Raw genomic sequence first — 23,493 nt, forward strand, 5'->3', positions numbered from 1 at the left:
GGGCGGCTCGCCGGTTGGTATCTGGGAGGTGAGCCCGTGCTTTCGGGTGAGAACGTCACGGCAATTTCGCGTCTCCACTAAAAATAGTAAAAAGACATTTGGTTGGAACAGCATAATCAGCGATAACGCATGAGTTCACCCATCGACGAAATCGACGAAATCTCTCCCCGGGATGTCGTCATCCTCAAAGTTCGGCTCGAACATCCGACCGCATCTGTTCGAGCGCTGAAAGATATTCTCGATGAGGAGTACGGGATTTCGCTATCGCACAATCGCGTGAACGACATCCTGCGAGAGCTCGGTGAGAAGGACGTGTTTCGTGAAGCCGCGCTCTTGAACGAGCAATTCTTCGAGTACCACCTCTTTCAAATTGCGTTTCATTACCCGAGTTTCGAAGAGCGCTGGGAGGACTGCTACAACGACCTGATGGAGGACTCACACGTTATGATGTTCTTCAACGCAGACGACTACCACCAGTGGCAGTTCATCGCTCGCTTCCGTAAGAGCGAGAACAAGGAGGAGTGGAAGCGAAATTTCTTCAAGAAACACGGCGACCTCATCGCCCAGTTCGACTCCAGTTCTCTCCCAGAGGTCCACAAGTTCCGCAGCGACATGGATGTACTCGAACACCTTCTCTCGGAGACGGAGGAGGGCGCAGAATACCTGGAATCGAAACGGACGAACGATACGACGACTGACGAAGACGACACCTCCCTCCTCGTCGACGGCAGAGACGATTAGTTTCGAACCTCGCTCGTCGAGCAGGCGTACCTCTGCATTGTTCTGTTCGCTAAGCATTGTGTAGCGGGCGTTTTGTAACGCGACGGATACGGTTGCTACTGTACCAAACACCTATGTAGAATCCTGTAAAAGTGTGCGATTAGCAATCGTGGACCATGCCACATAATTCGTCGACTTCGAAGCAACAGCGCACAATCAGAAGCCGTCACCGAGACGCGGCAGCGGAATTGATTCCGTCCGGTGTAGGACGACTTCACATTGGCGGCGAGTGGATCGAGAGCGCCGGCGGCCAGACGTTCGAGACCCACGACCCGACGACTGGAGAGTCGCTCGCGGTAGTGCAGGCCGGTACTGCACTCGATATCGACCGAGCGGTCGAGGCTGCCTGGAACGCCTACAATGACTGTTGGGCTGGCCACACCGTAGCTGAGCGCCAGGCGGTGCTCACGACAATCGCAGATCGTGTGGAGGCGCGAAAGGAGGACTTCGCCCGACTCGAGACCCTCGACAACGGTAAACCGATTACAGAATCACGACACGACGTCAAGTTAGTCGCCGACCACTTTCGCTACTTCGCAGGTGCGATTCGCGTCAGAGAAGGCAAGGCGATCCCGTCTGATGAGAACCGTGCCATCCAGACGATTCGCGAGCCATACGGAGTGGTGGGGCAGATCATTCCGTGGAACTTCCCGCTGTTGATGGCCGCCTGGAAACTCGCTCCAGCTCTCGCCGCAGGAAACGCGGTCGTGTTGAAGCCGGCCGAAGAGACGCCGCTTTCGATTCTCGAACTTATGCGCGAGGTCGAAGACGTCCTTCCAGCGGGCGTGGTGAACGTCGTCACCGGCTTCGGTGCAGAGGCCGGGGCCCCACTCGTAAACCACGAAGACGTCAAAAAACTCGCGTTCACGGGGTCGACAGAGGTAGGCCGGGGCGTGATGAAAAACGCCGCCGACTCCATCACGGATATCACGCTCGAACTCGGCGGCAAGAGTCCTGTAATCGTTCACTCTGACGCCGATATCGACCACGCAACTGACGTGGCTGTGAACGCACTCTTTTTCAATTCTGGCGAGTGTTGCTGTGCAGGAACGAGACTCTTCGTTCACGAAGCGATTCGCGAAGAGTTCGTTGACGCGCTGGTAGCAAAAACAATGCAGCTATCGATTGGGGACCCACTCCTCGACGACACTGACATCGGTCCGGAAATCTCACAGACAGAGGTCGCGCGAACGAATCGATACATTCGATGGGCCCGTGAATCGGGTGCGTATCTTCTGACCAGCGGTGAAACACCGGCAGTGGGGTACTTCGTCGCCCCGACTATCGTTGGTGACCTCGAACACGAACGACGGGCGGCTCAAGAGGAAATTTTCGGACCAGTGGGAATTCTGTTCTCGTGGTCGTCGTACGAGGAGATGATCGAGTTGGCCAACGACGTCGACTACGGCTTGGCCGCAGGCGTCATCACCGACGATCTCTCACAGGCGTACCGCACGGCACGCGATTTGGAGGCTGGAAACGTCTGGGTGAACACGTACAACGAGTTCCCGGCTGGCCAGCCCTTCGGCGGCTACAAACAATCTGGAACGGGACGGGAGACAGCGTTCGAGACGCTCGACGAGTATCTCCAGAGCAAGACGATTACGATTGCGTTGACGTCTCCGCTCGACGGCTGAATCCTTGGTAGATTCAATTCTCGTATTTACATTAACCCTTAATCGAATGGCTTGCCAGTGGCGGCAGTTGTTAGCATCAATTAAATCTCAGTAACTTACAGGATGTGCCCATTCGTGACCAACGACAGTCGAATTACGAGTACCGTGTCGCCAGTCCATCCCATTCAATGCTCGCTGCTCGAACGCTCGAAAGGTTGAATCGGAGGAATCGAGTTCCTCACCAGCCATACAACGCACTGCGAGGTGCTTGCCTCGCGGCATCGCGGTTCGCCGTGATGGAGATACACGGCAGAATATTGTTGGTTTACTAAGATGATAGTTTTGCCGTGACACAGGCCGGTGCCCATTGCTTGCTAAGAACAGTGCGTTTCAGCTGGATGTCGAGTGGCCTCGACCGTTCGTGTTCGTTCTTTTGTGGGCTGAATGCCGGTAAGTCAGGCTTTACGTCCTATAGAAGCCGATATACCCGCTCCGATGATTTTCACGCGTTCCTAACTGTTTCACTCGTGGAACGCAATGGAACACAACGCCGTCTCTCGAAATCACCTCCTAACAAAATGTCGTCATAACCAAAGGGTTGCATGGTACGTATGCACACCCTAACCGGGTTCCAGCGCGATCTCCTCACGGTCATCGCGGGCCACGACAAGCCCTCGGGTCAAGACATCAAGAGCGAACTCGAATCCCAGGTCGGCGACATCAACCACGGGCGGCTGTATCCCAACCTCGACGCGCTGGTCGAGGCGAACCTCGTTGACAAAGGCGAAATCGACCGTCGGACGAACTACTACGCGCTCTCTGACGCTGGGCGAGAAGCGCTGGTCGAATACGACGAGTGGCGAGAGAACTACGCGACACCGGTTTCGTCGCCCGCGTTTTGATTTTTCTTCGGGTCCAGAGCTATCTCTGATCGTCCGCGGGCTGGTGTCTTCTGACCAAGTAGCGTCATGAAGCTGTCGCGTGTGACACAACGGTTTTTTCGCTAGCGGGAGTCGAATTCTCCATGGTCACCCCCGCACACGAGTCCCCGCTCCGTCGCCGATTCGGCGTGACGCTGCTCGCAGGTCTCCCTGGAATCCTCGCGCTCGCCGGCTACATCTATCTCACGACACCACAGTCTGCCATTCCAGCAGGCCTCTCCCGCCCACTCCTCGCCGTGCTTTCGGGGGTCAACTCCCTGCTGTTTCTCGCCGTCGCCTGTCTGGTCGGCGCGTTCGCCGCGCCGCGGGTCGGCCTGCGCTCGTATCTCGTAGACCGGGCCGGGACCGGCGACCGAATCTGGCCCCGACTCCGTGACGAGGTCCGTCTCGCCGTCTCCGTCGGCATCCTCGGAGGCCTGTTGGTCCTCGTCCTCGATGTCGCGCTCGCGCCGTTCGTCGCCCAGGACATCCCCCAGCCGGGAGCCGGAGCGGTTCAGCCCACGGTGTTCGACGTGCTCGCCTACGCGCCGGTTCGATTCCTCTACGGTGGCATTACGGAGGAACTCATGTTTCGATTCGGGCTCATGTCCGCACTCGTGTTCGTCGGGTGGTTCGTCTCCGGTCGGCGGGCGGGTGGCCCGCGGTCGGGCGTGATGTGGGTGGCTATCGTGGTGTCGGCGGTGCTGTTCGGCGTCGGGCACCTGCCCGCGCTCGCCCAGTCGGTCAGCCTCACGCCCCTCCTGATTGCCCGAACGATTCTCCTGAACACGGTCGCTGGCGTCCTGTTCGGCTGGTTGTACTGGCGGCGAAGCCTCGAAGCGGCGATGGTCGCCCACGCCTCGTTTCACGTTCCGCTCGTGGTGGTGTCGCTCGTTCAGGTCGCGCTGCTCTGACGGTTCTCTTCGGCGACGGGGCCCTCTATTGACAGTACCCCCACGATGACGATATCGCGTAGCTCCCTTACTCGACGGCAATCGTCAGTCGCACTTCGAACTCTTGGTCGTCCATCCCCACTCGGTCGCGAGCCGTGTACGTCCCCTTCGGATAACCATCCTCAGAGGGGGTATACGTCAGAACGGCGTACTCCTCACAGACGTGGTCCCCTGCCGTTACTTTTCTCAGGCGTCCCACCTCGCTTTCGAGATATCCCTGCTCCAGTGGCCAACTCTTCCCGACTGGCTGGTCCGGAATCACATGCTGTTGCTCGTTTAACCGGGGCGGGAAGATAATCAGCCGCTTTGTCTGCTCGTCGTTCCACGCAGAATACCGAGTGAATGGAGCCGTGATGCCAAAGTCCAGCGTCGTGGGAACATCCCCGCGGTAGGTCAAGCAGATCGTGACGAGTGGTGGACTCGTTGCTGTGGGGGCGCTCGACGCTTCGACGGTGAGTTCGAGGTCATTCGTAGGCGGGTGTATCTCCGTCGAATAGGTTAGCATACAGTCAATTCGCGTTCACTCAATAGGACTCTATCGCCGAAATCGATAGGAGAGCCGCGAGAACTCAGTCACAGAGCTATCGGAAGTATCGGAACCCACCCCATTCCGCTTATCACACTCCCGGTAGACTGGTCTGTCATGATACGGGATGCGAGAGTGTTGCAGGACGATTTCTTGCCCCAGGAGGTCCAGCACCGCGAGGCAGAAGTCACCCAGCTTTCCACCACGCTCGCAGCCCTCACGCGCGGTGAAGCCCCCGAAACGGCCTTCCTCTCCGGCCCCAGTGGCGTCGGCAAGACCTGCATCGCGAAGTTCACCGTCGACCGCCTGCGCGAGGAACTCATCGACGTGAACCACCAGTACATCAACTGCTGGGAGGACTACAACCGCTATCGCACGCTCTATCGCATTCTCGAAGGCATCGGCCAGACGCTGGACGTGCATCGCCAATCGACGCCCCTAGACGAACTGCTCGAACGGGTGCGGTCGTACGACGGCCCGCCCTACGTCGTCATCCTCGACGAGGTAGACCAACTCGAAGACACCTCCGTGCTCTACGACCTGTACAACACCCCGCGGATTCACATGGTCCTCATCGCGAACGAGGAGGACGACCTGTTCGCAGAACTCGAAGAACGGGTGCGCAGTCGCCTGCTGAGCAGCGTTCGCGTCCGGTTCGAACGCTACCACCTGGAGGAACTCGTCACCATCCTCGAAGACAGAGCGCGGTGGGGATTATCGGAAGGCGCTATCGGAAAGCAGCAATTGGCCCTCATCGGGGACGCCGCAGCGGGCGATGCGCGGGTCGCAATCGGCATTCTTCGGAACGCCGCGCGACGCGCCCAGCAGGCGAACGCAGACACTATCTCGTTCGAGATGGTCCACGAATCGATTCCTCGAGGGAAGGCGGAAGTCAGGCGCAAAGCCGTCGATAAACTCCACCCCCACCAGCACGCCCTCTACGAGATTCTGCGCGAAGCGGGCGAACTCTCGCCGGGTGAGTTGTACGAACGCTACACGGAGAACGTGGAGAATCCAAAGACCAAGCGCACGGTCAGAAATTATCTGACGAAGATGGACCATTACGGTCTCGTCATCGCCGAGGGGACGAACCGTGGCCGGACCTATCGCCCACAATGAATTAGCATATCGGAACGACCGGAAGCCACACGCTTTGGGTTATCTCACTGTCTCGCGAATTTTCTGATATGAAGCCGACGACCGGTGACCCGCCCGCACTGCCGACGCTCGGGCCAGGAGTCACCAGACTCGAAGCAGACGAAAGAATCACTGGCGCACTACAGTCGCTCGTCTTAGACCACGTCCTCATGAGCAAGGGCGACGCCCTGTGGGTCGACAGTCGCGCCAACGGAACCACCCAGCCACTCGCCCGGCTCGCCCCGAGTCGTCGGGCGCTCGACCGGATTCACATCGCCCGCGGGTTCACGCCGTGGCAACACTACAGCCTGCTTCAGGACCTGCCCGCGGCCGTCACCGAGTCCACGTCGCTCGTCGTCCTGCCTGCTATCGACTGGTTCTACCGGAGTGACGAGGTTCGGGCGTCGATGGGCAAACGCATGTTCGAGCGCGCGGTCGAGCAGGTCGAAGCCATCGCCACAGACTTTGACGTGCCCGTGCTCGTGACGACCCACGAGCAGGATGCGTTCACCGACCCGCTCGTTTCCGTCAGTGCGCCGCTCGAATGCACGCTCACGAAGTTCGGGCCGCGCTTTTCCGGCCAGGAGTTCGAGACGCTCGTCTACCCCGTCGAATACGGCCTGCTCCAGACGACGCTCGCCTACTGGTGTCAGGTGCTCTCTGCGCGTCACCCGGCGATTACCACGCCGTCCTCGCGGGAGGTGGCCGCGGGTGGGGCGCACTAATCCGACCTACCGCGACCTCGTCCGCGGGACCGAGACGCGCTGGCAGGACTATCGGCGGGCGCTGCGCCGTGACGACCAGCCACACTTCGACCGCCTGTTCGAGCACGCTCGCGCCCACGCCGACGCGGGTGGCTTCCTCAACCACCAGTTCGTCGAACTACCCATCTTACTCTCCATCGCGCTCGAACAGGAGAAGGAACTCGCCCGCCTGCGCGAACGCCTCGACCAACTCACGGAGGAGTCGTGACTACCCATGCCCTTCACGTTCGACTACCGCGACGGCGACGTGCTCGCGTGGTCGCTCACCGACGAGGGCGCGACTTACACGCGCGATGAATCCTATACGCCCACCATCTACGTGTCGGCGCACGGTGCGGGCCATCTCGCTGACGCTGCGGACGTGCTTCGCGGTCATCCCGCTGTGTCGCACGTTCGCGAGGTGAGCGAGCGCGTCAGTTTTCGCCACGACACAGAACCCGTCCTCGAAGTCGGCGTCACCGAACTCGACGCGGTGACCATGCTCGCCCACACCATCGCCGGGTGGGGGTCGCCGGGGACGTACCGCCCCTACAACGTGGACCTCTCGCGGGAGTATCGCTACTGCCTCGAAAACGACATCATGCCCCTGCCCGAGCGCGAGTTGCGCGTCCTGTCACTTTCCACGCCCGAGTCGAACCTCAGTCGGGGGCGCATCACGACGCTCAAACTCGACGACGAGACGGTCGAGGGCACGCCCGCGGAGGTTCTCGACGTGCTCTCCGTACGCCTCGACGCACAGGACCCGGACGTGTTCTTGCTCTCGACGAGCGAACTCGTTCCCGCCCTCTACGAGCAGGCGCGACAGGTCGGCAACGACGAGTTCTACCTCGGACGACTGCCCGGCTGGGAGCGTCTCGCCGGGAAATCGACGTACACGAGCTACGGCCGGGTGGGCCATTCGCCTGCTCGCTACAACCTTCCAGGACGAGTCATCATCGACCGCAGCAACACGTTCATGTGGAATCAGACGAACCTCGACGGCTGTCTGGACCTCGTGAAGCGTTCGGGGAAACCACTTCAGGAACTCGCGTGGGCGTCGATTGGCAACATCCTGACGGCCATCGAAATCAAGGAAGCCCGCAGACGCGGGGTGCTCGTCCCGTGGCACTCGTGGCGTCACGAGCAATTCAAGACGATGAACCAGCTTCACGAGGCAGACCGCGGCGGGTTCACCTTCGCGCCGAAGGTGGGCCTCCACGAGGACGTCCACGAACTCGACTTCTCCTCGCTGTATCCGAACATCATCGTGACGCGGAACGTGAGTCCCGAGAAGATTCGGTGTGACTGCCACGCCGGCCGCGAGGACGTGCCCGGTCTTGGTTACGCTATCTGCGACGAGCGCGGGTATCTCCCGAACGTGCTCGAACCGCTCATCGCAGACCGGGATGCGTACAAGCGCGAACTCGCAGAGACGGATGACCCAGCGCGGCGAGCCGTCCTCGAAGGCCGGTCGAACGCGCTCAAGTGGATTCTCGTCTCCTCCTTTGGCTACCAGGGGTTTTCGAACGCGAAGTTCGGGCGCATCGAGTGCCACGAAGCAATCAACGCCTTCGCACGCCAGATTCTCCTCGACGCGAAGGATGTGTTCGAGGCGAACGGCTGGCGCGTCGTCCACGGCATCGTGGATAGTCTCTGGGTGACGGCCGTCGAGGACGAGGAGCAGACGCCGCTCGACGAGTTGGCGAAGGAGATTACCGACGCGGTGGGCATTCGACTGGAGTACGAGACGGCCTACGACTGGATTGCCTTCGTTCCCCTGCGGTCGAGCAACGCCGGGGCGCTCACCAAGTACTTCGGGAAGAAAGCGAGTGGCGAATACAAATACCGGGGCATCGAGGTTCGCCAGCGCAGCACGCCTCCGTTCGTCAAAGAAGCGCAGAAAGACCTCATCGAGACGCTCGACACCCACCGGACGCCCGAGGCGGTGTGCGACCGTCTGCAGGTGTGGCTTGGAAAACTCCGATCAGGGAAGGTAGACACCGCCGAACTGGTCGTCACGAATCGCGTCTCGAAGTCTCTGGAAGAGTATTCGCAATCGACGCGGAACGTGGCCGCACTCGAACGGGCGGCGAAACTTGGACGGTCCCGTGGCCCGGGGCAGAAGGTGCAGTACGTCGTAGTCGACGACGCCGCGGACGACATCGACCGAGTTGCACTTGCAAGCGAGCACCCGAGTGAGTACGACGTCGAGTTCTACTGTGACCTTTTGCTCCGAGCGGCCGAGAGCGTGGTGTCACCACTCGGGTGGCGTCGGTCGCGGATATCGTCGTATCTGGCAGAGCGCGTGGATGCGTCGTTGAGTGCGTATTGAGTGAAACACCAGAACTTAAGATATCTCCTGCGCCACCAATACGAGAAATTATTCCTCGAAGTAAGAATTATATCCTTCACTCTGCAACTCCGAGTATGGTCGAGACAGACGCGAATGGACCACCTCCCTTCGAAGATGCGTTCGCCGGCGACGACGTCGAACAACGCATCTACGGCACCATCCTCCAGACCCGAGAACCGACGACAGCGAGTGCAATTGCCGACACCGCCGACTGTGACCCGAAGACTGCCCGGAAGTATCTGAACTGGTTCGACAATCTGGGAATCGTCACCCGACACGACGGCCATCCAGCCACCTACGAACGGAATGACGCGTACTTCGAGTGGCGGCGCATCAACCAGCTCGCAGCCGACCACGCTGTCGAGGACCTCCAGACCCGCGTTCGCGAGCTGACGACGCGCATCACTGAGTACGAAGACACGTACGATGCCGTCTCACCGGCCGCCGTGGATGCCGTCGCCGTCGCAGAAGTCAGCGATGACCAAACCATCGACGACGTGTACAGCGACCTCGCTGACTGGGCGACCACCCGTGAGGAACGAGAACGCTACGAACGCGCCCGCCAGCAACGCATGGGCAGCGAACGCGAGCAGGCATCCGGGTAGTCCGCTCGATGGTGCCACCGACAGGCGATGGCGGGAGCCCTGCCCCCATCGACCGACCACTCCTCGAGTTTCTTCAAACGCGGCTCGCAGCAACGAGACAAGTCTCCCGAGCGACTGTCACGGACGCAAGCGGCCACCTCGAACTTCGCGTCCGGTTCGCGTCGCCGTACTATCCAGCGACCCTCGACGAGGCGACGCTGACGGTTCGCTGGTACACGAACGACGACTTCAAACTCCACTATCGAGAGACGCACGCGGACCACGCATGGGAGTGCCGGTGGGACCGTCACTCGAATCCCCATAATACACGAGCCCACTTCCACCCCCCACCCACCGCCTCGACACCTGGCCAGGACGCGTCGTGGCCGGACGATCATCGTGACGTCGTTGCACTTGTCCTCGACGAGATCGAAGACCGAATCGCGGCTCTGTGGGACGAGTACCGAGGATAGCTCGACGACGAACCGGGTCAGCCGTAAACCTTCGTCAGGCAAGGGGGTGAATCGACGGGGGATTCCCACCCGCTGGGAATCCGCCATTCGCTCTTTGTCCGTCCCCGAGTGGGTGTTGCTAGAGACCGTCACACGAGTCGGTCGGCGTCCCGAGCGTGCACCCACGACCATGACACGAACGAAACTCTCCCGGAGGGAAGCCCCGTCGAGCGAACGAACCGCGACGACAGATGCGCGAGCGAAAACTCAGTGCCCAGAGTGCAACGGGCGAATCGTCCAAGACGGCGGCCGCGGCGAATCGACGTGCGAGGATTGTGGCCTAGTGGTCGACGAAGACGACCTCGACCACGGCCCCGAGTGGCGGGCGTACACCGCCGGCGAACGAGACGACAAGAGCCGCGTCGGCGCACCGACGACGCAACTCATCCACGATAAGGGCCTCAGTTCGACGATTAGCTGGCAGGACAAAGACGCCTACGGCAAGCCCGTCTCGGAACGCAAACGCAGTCGGCTGAAGCGCCTTCGCACGTGGGACGAACGCTACCGGACGAAAGATTCTCACGAGCGGAATCTCAGGCAGGCACTCGGCGAAATCAGCCGCATGGCCTCTGCTCTCGGACTCGGCGAACCGATTCGCGAGACGGCGGGGGTCATCTACCGACGCGCCCTCTCTGAAAATCTGCTTCCGGGTCGGTCCATCGAAGGGATGGCGACAGCATCGCTGTACGCTGCCGCGCGCCAGCAGGGCGTCCCGCGCCCGCTCTCCGAGTTCACCGAGGTTAGCCGGGTAGACGAGACGCGCATTCAGCGGGCGTATCGCTACCTCTCGCGGGAACTCGCCCTCGAAATCGAACCGGAGAATCCGGCGCAGTACCTCCCGCAGTTCGCCTCCGCCCTCGAGGTTGACGACGAGGTAGAACGACAGGCTCGCGAGCTGCTGTCCGTCTCGAAGGGAACGGGGGCGCACGTCGGCAAGAGTCCGGTTGGACTGGCCGCCGCGGCACTCTACGCTGCGACCCAACTCACGAACAGGAAGGTGACACAGGAGCGCGTCGGCGACGTGGCCCGCGTCAGCGTCGTCACCATCCGCAATCGCTATCAGGACCTGCTCACCGAATACGAGACCCAGCGAGATGTGTGACTCCCGAGGCGACCCCGCGAGTGAGTACGAAACGGGCGTCGAGCGTGCGGTTCTCCAGACGCTGGCCGACAGCACCCCGCGCCACGCCATGGAAATCGCAGACGCCGTCTCACATCACCCGATTACGGTCGAACGAGCCTGTGCGCGCCTCGTCGAACGGGGGCACATCCGCTCGCTGACTGGCGGGTACTTCGAACGCACCGAACGCGGCGAACGACTGCTCGACGCGCGAGCGGAGGTTCGAATCTGACCGCATTTCCCGGGTCGCCGGTGCCTGTGCCAGCCATCGGCCGTCGTCAGCAACCGGATAGCCTTTGCAGGGCCACCTGTAACGTCACCTAATGGTGTTCGACGCCAGCGAATCTGCGGACACGCCGGGCCTGCAGGCTGTCCTCGAAGCGCTGGACGATACCGACTGCCGGGCCATCCTTCGCGAAACAGCCGAACCTATGACTGCAACCGACCTCATCGACGCCTGTGACATTCCCCGGTCTACCCTGTACCGGAAACTCGAACTGCTCAGTACCGCCTCGCTCGTCCGTGAACGAGACGTCATCAACCCCGAGGGCGGTCGAACGACGCGCTACGAACGCGACTTCGACGCCGTGACGATAGCCGTGACCGACGACGACACGTTCTCTGTGTCCGTCGAGCGACCACCCCAGAACGCCGGCGAGCGCCTCGCCGACATCTGGTCGAAGATGGGTGAAGAACTATGACGATGACCGGAACCGCCATCGTGGTCGTCAAGACTGTGATTCTGCTGCTCGGCAGCGGCGTCACGTACATCGCCTTCAGCGCGTATCGCCGGACTGGTGCGCGTTCGCTCCGTGCGCTCGGTATCGGCTTCGGCGTCATCACCTTTGGCGCGTTGCTCGCGGGTGTCGCCAATCAGTTACTTTCGGTGTCGCTCGAACTGGGCGTTCTGATAAACAGCGTCCTCGTCGCCATCGGCTTCGCCATCATCATGTACTCGCTGATTATCGAACGCGGGTGAGGAGAAAGTCATCGGCTGTTTCTGCGGGCTGAATTACCGGACGACGTGGGCGGGCGTCTCGCCGTCGAGGTAGGCTTCGAGTTGCGAGGCGATGATGCGCGGGCCGCCGAGAACGGCGTCACGGGTCGAGCCAGCGACGTGGGGCGTCAGGATGACGCCGTCGAGGTCGAACAGCGGGTGGCCTTCGGGAATCGGCTCGTCTTCGAACACGTCGAGGGCTGCGCCGGCGATGGCTCCCTCGGAGACGGCGTCGACGAGCGCGTCGGTATCGACGAGGCCGCCGCGGGCGGTGTTGACGAGGTAGCCCTCGTCGTTCATCTGGTCGAACTCCTCGCGGCCAATCATCCGTTTCGTGTCCTCTGAGAGGCGAACGTGAAGCGTCACGGCGTCGGCCTCGGCGAGCAGCGTTTCGAGGTCGGCGGGTTGCGCTCCCGCCCCCTCGATGTCGTCGTCGGGGACGAACGGGTCGTAGACCAGCAGTTCGGGATTGAAGCCAGCAAGGCGGCGGGCGACGCCGCGGCCGATGTGCCCGAAACCGACGATGCCGATGGTCGTCGTTCGCACGTCTGGGGGCAACTGGTCGGGGTCGAACACCTGGCTCCACTCGCCGGTCGAGAGTTCGGCGTGGTTGAACGGAATCTCGCGCAGGCGCGAGAGCAGCATCGAGACGGCGTAGTCGGCGACTGCGTCGCGATTTCGTCCCGGTGCGTGCAGGACGGTCACATCGTTTTCTGTGGCGGCTTCGATGTCCACGTTCTCGGTCCCGCCCCGGGCCGCGCCGACAATCGAGAGGTCGGCTCCCTCGATGAGTTCGCGCGAAACCGGCGCTTTGTGGACGACGAGCACGTCGATGCCCTCGAGATTCGCCGCGATGTCGTCGGTGTCGTAGCTACCCGGCCCGAGCGACTCCATGTCCATCGTCACGTCGCGAAATTCGGTCGGGGACGCCTCGCCCAACCAATCCATTCGCTCGAACGTCACGCCCTGGTCTTCGAGTCCACAGAGTGCCTCGTACATGTATTCGCTCGGCTGCTGTGGATCTCCGCAGAGAAGTACCCTCATTCGACTCTACGCTCTGTGGCCAGCGACTTGAGCGTTTCCCACGGCCGTTCCATCGCATCTTTTGCCTCGAAAAACGCTTCACTCACGGTTCGATACTGGGCGTTCGTCTGAGGGTCGGGGTCGTACCGGCGGGCAGTCCCGACTGTGCGCTCGACCGCCGTTCCGGCGTTCGGATAGACGCCGGCGGCCACGCCACCACACAGCGCCGCGCCGAGCGCGCCCGTCTCGCGTTCTGCGGGAACCTTCACGGGGAGTGCCGAGATATCGGCGAACAACTGGGTCCACGTCTCGCTCTGTGCGCCGCCTCCCGTCAGGCGAATCGCGTCGAGATTAGCGTCGATGGAATCGAGTGCGCTCGTCTGCGTGATTGCGACGCCCTCGTAAATCGCCCGGAGCATGTGCGCCGTCGTGTGTTCGAGGCGAAGGCCGTAGAAGCCGCCGGCGCTGTTCGGGTCGTCGGTCGAACCCTTGAGAAACGGGTGGAACACGAGGCCATTCGCGCCGGAGGCGACGCCTGCGACTGCCTCCTCGTAAACGTCGTAGGGCGAACAGCCGCGTTCTGTGGCCTCCTGTCGCCAGTCGCCCCCGCAGTTCTCGACGAACCACTCGACGCAGGCCGCCCCGGACCGGATTCCCTTGTAGCGAAGCCACCCGTCGAGATAGCGTCGGGGGAGGCCTTCGTCGCCGTCTCCTGGTTTGTCGAGGACGGCGACGCTCTGGCCCCACGTCCCGAGGATGATGAGACCGTCGCCCTGGCTCACGATGCCCGCGCCGAGGGTGCAGGCGGCGACGTCTTGGAGGCCCGTGGCGACGGGCGTTCCCTCCGGAAGTCCGGTCTGCGCCGCGGCCGCTTTTGTGACCGTCCCGACGGGCTCCGTGCTCGCCACCACGGGTGGCAGCGCGTCGTATGCTTCCTCGATGTCGAGCGCGTCGAACACCCGTTCGTCGTACTCGGCGTCCGGGCCGTAGAACACGCTCCCCTCGGAGGGGTCGGTCGCGCATTCGCCCGTGAGTCGGTGGGTGAGCACGTCCTTCGAGAACAGCACTGTCTCCAACCGGTCGTAGGTGGCCGGGTCGTGCTCCCGAAGCCAGACGAGCAGGCTGAGTGGGTCTGCGCCGAACGGCTCCCAGCCGAGGCGTTCGACGACCTCCTCACGGGCGTCCGGACGATGCTGCTCGATGGCGTCGATGCCGCGGTTGTCGGTCGATTTGATGCCACAGACCGGCGTGCCGTCGGCGTCGAGTCCGTAGAGGCCGTGGCCGTGGCCCGCGACGCCGACGCCCGCGATGTCGGCAGGGGGGAGTGCGTCGTCGTCGAGGACCGCGGCGACCGTTTCGCACACCGTCGCCCACAGGCGGTCGTGGTCCTGCTCGTCGCGATCGGGAGCCGTCTCGACCGCGGGCGTCGCGCGGGAGGCACTCGCGAGCTCGGTGCCCTCGGCGTCGAAGGCCGTCACCGTGACGTTCGTGAGGCCGGCGTCGATGCCGACGAGGACCGGGGCTGATTCAGCGCCACTCATTTCTCTACGTACACCGACTCCCCGGCGCTGCCGGTCAGTTCACAGAGATCAGCCATCACGTCGGCGATGCGGTCGCGGACGGCTTCAGAGACGACGTGCGGGTGGAAGTGGGTCTTCTGTGGTTCCCAGTCGCTGTCGGCGAAGAAGCCCGCCCGGTCGTCTGCGACGCCTTCGGGCGGTCGAATCGCGTCAGCGTGCTCGTGGTAGAAGTCCGCGGCGGTCCGAGCGTACTCGTACTGATACCGTGTGTTCTTGTTGAACTTGCAGACGCCAGCGTCGAGCAGTTCTTCGATGCGTTCGTCCGCGACTCCGGAGGCCCCGTGGACGACGAGCGGGGTGTCCAGTCCGGCGTCGGCGAGTGCGTCGTTGATTTCGACGGCGAGGTCCGGGCGCACGTCGAGGTCGCGCCCCGAGGCGACGCCGTGTTGGGTTCCGATGGACACCGCGAGGAGGTCACAGCCCGTCCGCTCGACGAATTCGACGGCGTCTGCGGGGTCGGTGTAGAACGCCTCGTCGTCGGGCGTCTCGGTGCTCCCCTCGATGCCAGCGATACGCCCGAGTTCCGCCTCCACGAGCACGTCGTCACCGACCCGTTCTACGGCTTCTGCGGTCAGTTCGACGTTCTGCTCGAACGGTTCCGAAGAGGCATCGACCATCACGGAGTCAGGGACGCCCGACTCGACGGCTGCTTCGAGGAAGTCGAAGTTGTCGGGAACGTGAACGTGGTCGATATTGCAGTACGCCGCGACCCCGTACCGTTCTGCGAGCGTTTCGAGACACGCGCCGAAGACCTGGACGCCGACGGCCGGGTCACCTCCGCCGAAGAACACCGCTTCATCGTAGCCCAGTTGCACGACGAGGTCCGAGTCTGCGGCCGCACTTCCCTGTAAGAGCCCGACGAGAATGTCGAAATGCGTGACGTTGCTCGCAAAGAATCCGTACCGCCCCTCCCGAGCGCGGTCGTAACACTCGCGGAGCGAAATAGTGCCAGTGGCTGTCATAGCGGGTAGAAACTGGCAATACAGATTATACTTACGTCATCCACCGATTTTGCGCTCGGTGGAGAGCAAGGTTACTCGCACCGATGGCTACGAGATCGACAGCGAGAACGTCTAATGGAAATGGAACAAAATTTACCGTTTTCAGACCCCCGGCGAGGGGGCGACGAACTGTCCCTCTTCGAACTCAATTGCCATTGGCTCAGCAACGACTCGGAGGTCATCGCGCGCTCGCGCTTCTTCGACGAGTGCCTCCGAAGCGTAGACGCGGTGCAGGTGCATCGTGTCCGAGGCGCGGACGACGCGGACCGTCTCCGGTTCGACGACGCCGATGGTCGAGAGTGCCGCGACGAGGCCCGCTCTGTCAGTTTCGACCGCTGGCGGGATTCTGACGCCGCGAATCGTGCTCGCCGTGATGGCGTTGATGAGCGTCGTCGAGGCTTCGATTTCGGCGAGCATGTCGCCGTGGATGAAATCAGCGGAGCCGATACCCATGGCGTTGCCGTGAGTCGCGTCGGTGAGGCCGCGAACGAAGATGCGCTTTATCGTCGGCTGGTCGGGTTCGGGTTCGTTGATGGCGAAGGGACGACGCCCAATCACGTTCGTGTCCATGCCCTGTCCACTGATGTTCTTTCCCACCTCGTCCAGGACGAGCACGTCGATGTCGTCGAACGGCAGGGTGGGCATGCTATCGTAAGCGAGTTCGAGCAGTTCGCGCTCCCGGTCGAGGAAGCCCTCCGGGCGGACGCCCTCGACGATGGCGGTGTCGTCGTGCTGGTCTTCGACGAGGGCGACCCCGCCCACCACGGGGAGGGTGGCGAGCAACTGCTCGGTAATTTCCGGAATCATGTTCCGAAAACTCCAGTCGATGGCCCACTCGTGGGCGATTTTCGCGCCGCGTTGTTTGCCCATGCCGATGACGAGCATCTTCGAGAGCCCGCTCTCGACCGGGCCATCGAAGTCGGTGTGGGGTTTCACGCGATTTACGGGGAGGATGGCATCGGCGGCGACGGCGTTCGCGTCGGCTACCACAGGTACGTCGCGGTCTGCGGTTCGCCCCACTTCGACGACGTCCATGTCGGAGCGAATCTCACAGCCAATCGCCTCGGACGTCACGCCCAGCGTCGCGAGCATCTCGCGTTGGCCCGCTGCGGTCGCGCCGCCGTGGCTCCCCATCGCCGGAAAGACGAATGGCTCGTAACCCAGTTCAGCGACGGTTTCGACGACCGTGGCGACGATGAGCGCGAGGTTGGCGATGCCGCGACTTCCAGCGCCGACCGCCACCTCGCCGCCGTTCGGAACGCCGTCCCAGTCGAGCGCCCGAACCGCCTCGGCGGTCTGTGTCCGCAGTTCGGATTCGGTGAGCGGGTTCGTTTCCCACACCTGTTCGATGCGTCCCATTCGCGGCAGTGCCCGGTCGCCACAGGCGTCGAGTACGGTTGCCTCTGGGACGGTGAGCCCTCGTTGCGTCATGTCTACCTGCAACCACCGAATTCGCGGAGTTAAACGTATGGGAACTGACAGCGGTTCGCACGCGAGAGGGGTAATCCGTCGTCGAACCTTCGCGGAGGGGAACGATTTAGGAGGCCGGCCCCGGTCTGTAGTGACAGGAAATGACACGCATACTCTCCGGGGATGAGGTTCGCTCGCTGCTCGACCTCGATGCCGTCCTCGACGTGGTGGCCGACGCACTCCAGAAGCAGGGTCGCGGCGACGTCGAACGCCCCGCACGCCCGCACTTTCCAATCGGTCGGGGCCTCGACGCCGACCGGCCAGATGAGTCGCTCGGGACGGGCCTCGTGATGCCTGCGTACATCCACGGGAGCCAGTACGTCGCGACGAAACTCGTGACCGTCCACCCCGAGAACAAAACACGCGACCATCCGACGATTCACGCCCAGATTGCGGTGACTGACGCGGAGACCGGCGTGCCGGTGGCCTACATGGACGGGTCGCACATCACTGCGGCACGGACGAGCGCCATCGGCGGCCTCGCTGCCCGCGAACTCACCGAGGGACCAATCTCAGTCGCGGTCATCGGCGGGGGCACGCAGGCGCGCTGGCAGGTTCGGGCGATTGCCACCGCGGGGAACGTCGAATCGGTCACGATGTTCGACCACACCGACGACACGCTCGCGGACGCAGTGGCGGAACTCGAAGACGAGCTCGATGTGCCCATCAGCGCCGCCGAATCCCCCGAAGACGCCGTGTCCGGGGCGTCGGTGGTCGTCACCGCGACGACGAGTGTGGAACCGGTGTTCCCCGGTGACGCCCTCGCCCCGGGAACTGTGGTCGTCGCAATCGGCGCGTACACCGCCGAAATGCAGGAACTCGACGCGGAGACCTTCTCCCGGGCGAGTAGGGTCTTCGCTGACGTGCCCGAGGAGGTTGCGGAAATCGGTGACATCCTCGCGACCGACCTCGACGAATCGGCGCTCGTCCCCTTCTCGGCTCTGCTGAATGGCGAGGTGGCTCGCGAATCTGCGGCCGACATCGTCGTGGTCGAAAGCGTGGGCTCTGCGGTGATGGACGCAGCAGTCGCCGGCCACGTCTTCGACCGATCGAAAGCCGAGAACGTCGGGCTCGATACGCGTCTCTGAGTGTCACTCCGTGTGGCTCTCCGCTTGGCGCGATTTTATTAGCACCGTGGTACGACATCACGTACATGAGCAGTGACGGACGGGTCGTCCACATCTTCACGGCTCCGGACACGGGCGACGACATGGTCGAACAGGCGTCGGTGAACGCAGTGGAGAATCGTGGTATCGAGGGCGACCGCTACTACAAAGGAAAGGGCATCTGGAACGAGTGGGAAGAAGACGAGAACAACGAGGCCAGCGAGATCACCTTCATCGAGGCCGAGGCCATCGAGGCTTGCCGCGAGGACTACGACATCGACCTCGAACCGAGCGACGCTCGCCGGAACGTCGTGACTCGCGGCGTCCCGCTCAACCACCTGGTCGGAAAACAGTTCACGGTCGGGGAGGCAGTCTGTGAGGGTCTCAACCTCTGTGAGCCCTGTGGATACATGCAGGGGCTCGTCGGGAAGGGGAAGGTCGCAGAAGCGCTGAAACACCGCGGTGGACTGGACGCTCGCATCGTGAAATCCGGTGAAATCTCGCGCGACGACGCGATTTCCCTGTGAGGAAGCACCGATGACAGACGCAACCATTCTCGACGTCGCCATGGACGACACCCTCACCCTCCGCGTGCGAACCGGCCCCGACTATCCAGACGGCGGCAACCACCTCTGCTACGTCGACATCGTTGACGACGGCGAGGAACTCGCGAGCATCAACTCCCCCTCAAAACCGTGGGAGAACTTCACCCGCGCGATGGTGAGCCAAATCGTCGCAAAGCGCGTCTCTGGCTACGATTCTGCGGACGCGGTCAGCGAGCGGATGCTCGCCGCGTTCGACGCGAGAAGAGACGAGTTCGACGAGATTTACGGCTGGGACTGACTCCGGAGCTAACGCTCGGAGTTCAATCGTCGGCGTGGAACTCCTCCGGAGTGAAGGTGACGCCGTTGATTTCGAGTTCCTCTGGAACTCGCGCTGTGTCGTGAGTGCCGACTGGTGGGACGTTCACGTCGGCGGCCGCCGAGATGGTGAGGTCTGTCTCGTCATCGAGAGCGGTCATCTCACCGTCCGCGTCACGAGCGTCCTGGTCGATTCGCATCGAGCAGAACTCGACGCCGCACATCGAGCAGAACCGAGCTTCTTTGTAGTTGTCACCGGGCAGCGTCTGGTCGTGGAACTCCTGTGCCCGGGCGGGGTCGAGCGCGAGTTCGAACTGTCGACGCCAGTCGAAGTCGTATCGCGCCTCGGAGAGCGCGTCGTCCCAGTCACGAGCGCCGGGTAAGTCGTTCGCCACATCCGCAGCGTGGGCCGCGATGCGATAGGCGGCGAGGCCTTCTCGCACGTCGTCCTCGTCCGGTAGGCCGAGGTGTTCTTTCGGCGTGACGTAGCATAGCATCGCGGCACCGGAGCGAGCGGCTTCGGTCGCCCCGATTGCGCTCGTGATGTGGTCGTAGCCAGGTGCGATGTCGGTGACTAGCGGTCCGAGAACGTAGAACGGAGCGCCGTCACAGACGGCCTGTTGGCGTTCGACGTTGTTCGCAATCTGGTCCATCGGAACGTGACCGGGGCCTTCGACCATCACTTGGACGCCGTGGTCCCACGCGGTCCGGGTGAGTTCCCCGAGCGTGTCGAGTTCGGCGAACTGGGCTTCGTCGCTTGCGTCGGCGAGACATCCCGGTCGGAGGCCGTCACCGAGGGAAAACGTCACGTCGTGGCTGGCGAAGGTTTCACAGATCTCTTCGAACTTCGCGTACAGTGGGTTTTGCATCCCGTTTTCTTCCATCCACTGAGCCAGAATCGACCCGCCCCGCGAGACGACGCCGGTCTTTCTGCCGTCGGTCAGGGGGAGGTGTTCCAGCAGAACGCCTGCGTGAATCGTCATGTAATCGACCCCCTGTTTCGCCTGCTTCTCGATGACCGAAAGGAGAAGTTCGTGAGTGAGGTCAGCGGGTCCGTCGGCGTGTTTGACCGCCTCGTAGATGGGAACTGTGCCGACGGGCACGGGGGAAAATTCGACGTTCCGACGACGAATGTCGTCCAGGTCGGTTCCCGTAGAGAGGTCCATCACTGTATCTGCGCCGTAGTGGACCGCGCTGTGGAGTTTTCTGAGCTCCCCTTCGACGCTGCTCGTCGTCTCGCTGTTTCCGATGTTCGCGTTGACCTTCGTCGCGAACTCCTGCCCGATGATCATCGGGTCGAGCGCGTCGTGGGCGTGGTTGTTCGGGATGACTGCCTGACCGTCCGCGACCTGTCGGCGCACGAACGCCGGGTCGCGGTTCTCTCTGTCTGCGATTCGTTCCATCGCGGGCGTTATCTTACCGGACCTCGCACGCTGAAGCTGGGTTCGCGCCATTAATTACTCAGTTGTATTACTGAGTAATATATCTGCGGGTGTACAGCGCGCCGGTCGGAGACCATCGCCATGGGGCCGCGCCATGCACTGGATGTACGAGTCCATCTTGACATCGGCCTGAACGCTTACCAGTGAGGCTCCTGAACCCACCGACAATGACTGACAGCGAACGCTCGGTCTCGAACGAACTCGACCGGGACATCGGTCTCGTCGGCGCGATAGCCCTGGGGGTGGGCACGATGATCGCGGCCGGCATCTTCGTGCTCTCGGGGCTCGCGGTGAGCAACGTCGGCGCCGCAGCCATTATCTCGTTCCTCCTCGCCGGGGTGGTCGCAGGATTCACCGCGTTGGCCTACGCAGAATTCGCCTCGCTGTATCCGGAAAGCGGCGGTGGGTACGCCTACGTCGCGAACGTCTTCGACAGCGACCTCACCTACATCGTCGGGTGGTCCATCATTCTCGGCTATCCGGCGAGTGCGGCCTTCTACTTGGCCTCCTTCGCGAGTTGGTTCGAGCGGTTCATCTACCCCGCTTTGCACATCCCGCAGGCCGTCCCGTACTGGCTTTCGGGGGTACTCGTCCTCTCGCTCCTCGTCGGGGTCAACTTGAAGGGGACAGAGGAGACAGGGATGTTCCAGGTCGTCGTTACCGGCCTCAAGGTGGCACTCATCGTGTTGTTCCTGTTCGGCGGGTTGCAGGCCCTCGATATGTCCGTGGTCCGTGAGTCCTTCACCGGGAACATCACGCAGTTCGCCCAGCTTGGGGTGACCACGACGCTCGTGTTCATCACGTTCTTCGGCTTCGAGGCCATCGCAACCAACGCTGAAGAAATCGAAGACCCGGGCCGGACGATACCGCGGGCCATCTTCATCTCGATGGGATTCGTCTCGGTCGTCTACGCGCTCGTCGTCCTCGTCATCGTCCTCGCCATCAACGACCAGACGTTCCTCGCCCGTCTCGCAGAGCAAGTCGGGCAGGTGTCCGGCATCGAAGCGGCGCGAGAGTACGTCGCGACTCACGGCGAAGTGTCGATGGCCTACGCCTCCCAGTACTACCTCGGCGACATCGGCTTCTACGTCATCATCGTCGGGGCGCTTCTCTCGATGATTTCTGCGGCCAACGCCACCATCCTCGCCGGGTCGCGGGTGAAACTTGCCATGAGTCGGCGGGGCCACCTCCCTGCGGTGTTCGGCGACCTGAGCGACCGGTTCAACACGCCGTACGCCTCGGTGCTCCTCACGGGCGGCCTTATCCTGTTTTACATTCTCGTGTTCAGCGTCCTGTTCGGAACGCCCCCGGGAAGCGAGTCGGCGACGACGCCGCTTGGCATCCATCTCGGCCTCCACTCTATCGCCCACTTCGCCGACTTCATGCTGCTCGCGGGGCTCATCTTCGTGAACGTCGCGCTCATCCAGTCGCGACGAAAGGAGCCGGACCTTGACCGCGGCTTTGAGGTTCCGCTCGTCCCGTGGATTCCGATTCTCGCCATCCTCGCGAACCTCGTGCTTGTGACGCAGGTCGAACCGAAGGCGCTCGTCATCGGCCTAATCGCCGAACTCGTGGGTATCGCGTTCTGGTTCGGCTACCTGAAGCGAACCCGGGCCGAAGATTCGAAAGACATTGCGCCGACTATCGCCTCGCGGAGCCAGGTGACCGCCTGTGAGCGCGACGAACGCCTCCTGGTCCCGGTCGCCCGGACAGAGAACGTAGAACAGCTTATGGCGACGGCGATAGACGTCGCTCGCGCCCGGGATGCAGAGCTTCTGGTAATGAGCGCGGTGACGATTCCGGAACAGACGCCGTTCGAGCGAGCCGACCGGTTCGTAGACGAGGAAGAAACCATCGTGAACGAGGCGATGGCGTTCGCCGACGGAACCGGCGTCCCGGTTCAGGGGCTCGTCCGCGTGGGCCATCACCCCGAAGACATCATCCTCCACACACTCGACCAGCACGACTGCGACGCCGTGCTCATGGGGTGGAGCGGAGCGGGCCGGCGTCGTCGCCGGGACATCGTCGTCGGCAGCACCGTCGACGACGTGGTGCGAGCGGCCGACGCAGACGTGCTCGTCGAACGAGTGGGTGAAACGGCCACCGGTGACATCGATTCGATTCTCGTCCCGACGGCGGGTGGTCCGCACGCAAAGCTCGCCGGTGCGGTGGCCGCAGCCATCGCCCGCACCGAGGATGCGCCGTGTGCGGTCGTCCACGTTCTCGACTCGGACGCGTCGGACGCAGCGCGCGAAGCGGCACAGGCGGTTGTCGAGGAGACGGCGGCCGCCATCGACCACGCGGCTGTCGAAACGCGCGTCCTCTCCGGCGACGACGTGACCGAGCGCCTGCTCGAAGAGACGGCGAACCACGACGTCACCGTCATTGGCGCGACAGAGCGAAGTCGGCTCAGACAGGTCGTCTTCGGTGTGCTCCCAGAGACCATCGGTCGGAAGGCTCGGAACACCACTATTATGGTTCGGGCACAGCCCGGGACGACGACTCGGGTCGCGCGTCAGCTTCGTCGGTGGCTGCCCGGCGACTGATTCGCGGCTTTTTGTCGAATCTGTACGCTCGGCGGAAGGCTGTTGCAGTCCTAACAAATAGCTAATTTTGCCGCTTAAGTGAAATCTCAGCGTCCGTAAAATCTCCTGATTTCGCTCAACAGAGGCTTCGCACTGCTGGTTCTCGACACTGGTTTTAGGCCGGCCTAAAAACCGGAGCGCTTATTGCGGTTTAGGTTGGCCTAAAACACTGTATGCGTCTCAAC

Annotated in this window: 24 protein-coding genes; 18 read left to right on the top strand and 6 right to left on the bottom strand. The window is 62.5% G+C overall.

The features are described from left to right. Positions 1-129 precede the first annotated feature (129 nt). The 4 genes from P1M51_RS16535 (at position 130) to P1M51_RS16550 (ending at position 4,230) form a co-directional block, all read left to right on the top strand. Positions 130-741 carry a helix-turn-helix domain-containing protein gene (locus P1M51_RS16535; RefSeq protein WP_276248524.1) on the top strand — a complete coding sequence of 204 codons (612 nt, stop codon included), beginning with the start codon at positions 130-132 and terminating at the stop codon, positions 739-741. 155 nt (positions 742-896) lie between these two features. Then, positions 897-2,417 (top strand): aldehyde dehydrogenase, encoded by a 1,521-nt coding sequence (locus tag P1M51_RS16540; RefSeq protein ID WP_276248523.1) that lies wholly within the window; start codon positions 897-899, stop codon positions 2,415-2,417. A gap of 590 nt (positions 2,418-3,007) precedes the next feature. Next, complete coding sequence (locus P1M51_RS16545) at positions 3,008-3,298, top strand: PadR family transcriptional regulator (RefSeq protein ID WP_276248522.1); 291 nt, start codon at positions 3,008-3,010, stop codon at positions 3,296-3,298. A 122-nt stretch (positions 3,299-3,420) separates the two neighbouring features. Then, positions 3,421-4,230, top strand: a complete 810-nt coding sequence (locus P1M51_RS16550) for a CPBP family intramembrane glutamic endopeptidase (protein WP_276248521.1) — start codon at positions 3,421-3,423, stop codon at positions 4,228-4,230. 67 nt (positions 4,231-4,297) lie between these two features. Here P1M51_RS16550 and P1M51_RS16555 read toward each other — a convergent pair whose 3' ends face one another. Next, positions 4,298-4,774 carry a hypothetical protein gene (locus P1M51_RS16555; protein WP_276275153.1) on the bottom strand — a complete coding sequence of 159 codons (477 nt, stop codon included), beginning with the start codon at positions 4,772-4,774 and terminating at the stop codon, positions 4,298-4,300. Between the two features lie 138 nt (positions 4,775-4,912). Between P1M51_RS16555 and P1M51_RS16560 the strand changes: the two genes are divergently transcribed. From P1M51_RS16560 to P1M51_RS16605, 10 genes are all read left to right on the top strand, one after another. Next, positions 4,913-5,914 carry a Cdc6/Cdc18 family protein gene (locus P1M51_RS16560; protein ID WP_276248519.1) on the top strand — a complete coding sequence of 334 codons (1,002 nt, stop codon included), beginning with the start codon at positions 4,913-4,915 and terminating at the stop codon, positions 5,912-5,914. A 68-nt stretch (positions 5,915-5,982) separates the two neighbouring features. Next, on the top strand, positions 5,983-6,657 hold the full coding sequence (locus tag P1M51_RS16565) for a hypothetical protein (protein WP_276275154.1): 675 nt from the start codon (positions 5,983-5,985) through the stop codon (positions 6,655-6,657). Then, a complete protein-coding gene (locus P1M51_RS16570) occupies positions 6,644-6,904 on the top strand; it encodes a hypothetical protein (protein ID WP_276248517.1) in 261 nt (86 codons plus the stop codon). Before P1M51_RS16565 ends, P1M51_RS16570 begins: the two co-directional genes overlap by 14 nt. A gap of 6 nt (positions 6,905-6,910) precedes the next feature. Further along, positions 6,911-9,007 carry a type B DNA-directed DNA polymerase gene (locus P1M51_RS16575; RefSeq protein ID WP_276275155.1) on the top strand — a complete coding sequence of 699 codons (2,097 nt, stop codon included), beginning with the start codon at positions 6,911-6,913 and terminating at the stop codon, positions 9,005-9,007. Between the two features lie 95 nt (positions 9,008-9,102). After that, entirely contained in the window at positions 9,103-9,633 is a 531-nt protein-coding gene (locus tag P1M51_RS16580; RefSeq protein ID WP_276275156.1) for a sugar-specific transcriptional regulator TrmB, read from the top strand. A gap of 8 nt (positions 9,634-9,641) precedes the next feature. Further along, the gene (locus tag P1M51_RS16585; RefSeq protein WP_276275157.1) at positions 9,642-10,085 is read left to right on the top strand and encodes a hypothetical protein; all 444 of its coding nucleotides are present in this window, start codon (positions 9,642-9,644) and stop codon (positions 10,083-10,085) included. A gap of 169 nt (positions 10,086-10,254) precedes the next feature. After that, on the top strand, positions 10,255-11,226 hold the full coding sequence (locus P1M51_RS16590) for a transcription initiation factor IIB family protein (protein ID WP_276275158.1): 972 nt from the start codon (positions 10,255-10,257) through the stop codon (positions 11,224-11,226). Further along, positions 11,219-11,476, top strand: coding sequence for a transcriptional regulator (locus tag P1M51_RS16595; protein ID WP_276275159.1), 258 nt, complete (start codon positions 11,219-11,221; stop codon positions 11,474-11,476). The genes P1M51_RS16590 and P1M51_RS16595 overlap by 8 nt, the downstream gene beginning before the upstream one ends. A 91-nt stretch (positions 11,477-11,567) precedes the next feature. Then, positions 11,568-11,945 carry a helix-turn-helix domain-containing protein gene (locus tag P1M51_RS16600; RefSeq protein WP_276275160.1) on the top strand — a complete coding sequence of 126 codons (378 nt, stop codon included), beginning with the start codon at positions 11,568-11,570 and terminating at the stop codon, positions 11,943-11,945. Further along, a complete protein-coding gene (locus P1M51_RS16605) occupies positions 11,942-12,223 on the top strand; it encodes a hypothetical protein (protein WP_276248510.1) in 282 nt (93 codons plus the stop codon). The genes P1M51_RS16600 and P1M51_RS16605 overlap by 4 nt, the downstream gene beginning before the upstream one ends. Before the next feature lie 33 nt (positions 12,224-12,256). Here P1M51_RS16605 and P1M51_RS16610 read toward each other — a convergent pair whose 3' ends face one another. The 4 genes from P1M51_RS16610 to P1M51_RS16625 all read right to left on the bottom strand — a co-directional run bounded on the left by P1M51_RS16610 (position 12,257) and on the right by P1M51_RS16625 (position 17,276). Further along, positions 12,257-13,285 (bottom strand): 2-hydroxyacid dehydrogenase, encoded by a 1,029-nt coding sequence (locus P1M51_RS16610; protein WP_276275161.1) that lies wholly within the window; start codon positions 13,283-13,285, stop codon positions 12,257-12,259. After that, the gene (locus P1M51_RS16615; protein ID WP_276275162.1) at positions 13,282-14,805 is read right to left on the bottom strand and encodes an FGGY-family carbohydrate kinase; all 1,524 of its coding nucleotides are present in this window, start codon (positions 14,803-14,805) and stop codon (positions 13,282-13,284) included. Before P1M51_RS16615 ends, P1M51_RS16610 begins: the two co-directional genes overlap by 4 nt. Then, the gene (gene fba / locus P1M51_RS16620) at positions 14,802-15,806 is read right to left on the bottom strand and encodes a class II fructose-bisphosphate aldolase (protein WP_276275163.1); all 1,005 of its coding nucleotides are present in this window, start codon (positions 15,804-15,806) and stop codon (positions 14,802-14,804) included. The genes P1M51_RS16615 and fba overlap by 4 nt, the downstream gene beginning before the upstream one ends. Positions 15,807-15,947: 141 nt before the next feature. Further along, positions 15,948-17,276, bottom strand: a complete 1,329-nt coding sequence (locus tag P1M51_RS16625; RefSeq protein WP_276275164.1) for a DUF362 domain-containing protein — start codon at positions 17,274-17,276, stop codon at positions 15,948-15,950. A gap of 140 nt (positions 17,277-17,416) precedes the next feature. Between P1M51_RS16625 and P1M51_RS16630 the strand changes: the two genes are divergently transcribed. The 3 genes from P1M51_RS16630 to P1M51_RS16640 all read left to right on the top strand — a co-directional run bounded on the left by P1M51_RS16630 (position 17,417) and on the right by P1M51_RS16640 (position 19,264). Further along, positions 17,417-18,403 (top strand): ornithine cyclodeaminase family protein, encoded by a 987-nt coding sequence (locus P1M51_RS16630; RefSeq protein WP_276275165.1) that lies wholly within the window; start codon positions 17,417-17,419, stop codon positions 18,401-18,403. Between the two features lie 65 nt (positions 18,404-18,468). Beyond that, complete coding sequence (locus P1M51_RS16635; RefSeq protein ID WP_276248501.1) at positions 18,469-18,948, top strand: MOSC domain-containing protein; 480 nt, start codon at positions 18,469-18,471, stop codon at positions 18,946-18,948. Positions 18,949-18,958: 10 nt separating this feature from the next. Next, complete coding sequence (locus tag P1M51_RS16640; protein ID WP_276248500.1) at positions 18,959-19,264, top strand: hypothetical protein; 306 nt, start codon at positions 18,959-18,961, stop codon at positions 19,262-19,264. 22 nt (positions 19,265-19,286) lie between these two features. Here P1M51_RS16640 and thiC read toward each other — a convergent pair whose 3' ends face one another. After that, complete coding sequence (thiC, locus tag P1M51_RS16645) at positions 19,287-20,735, bottom strand: phosphomethylpyrimidine synthase ThiC (RefSeq protein WP_276275166.1); 1,449 nt, start codon at positions 20,733-20,735, stop codon at positions 19,287-19,289. A 155-nt stretch (positions 20,736-20,890) separates the two neighbouring features. Here thiC and P1M51_RS16650 point away from each other — a divergent pair, with 155 nt between their 5' ends. After that, entirely contained in the window at positions 20,891-23,269 is a 2,379-nt protein-coding gene (locus P1M51_RS16650; RefSeq protein ID WP_276275167.1) for an amino acid permease, read from the top strand. The last annotated feature ends 224 nt before the right edge of the window (positions 23,270-23,493 follow it).

Source organism: Haladaptatus sp. QDMS2 (assembly GCF_029338295.1).
Classification (GTDB): Archaea; Halobacteriota; Halobacteria; order Halobacteriales; family Halococcaceae; genus QDMS2.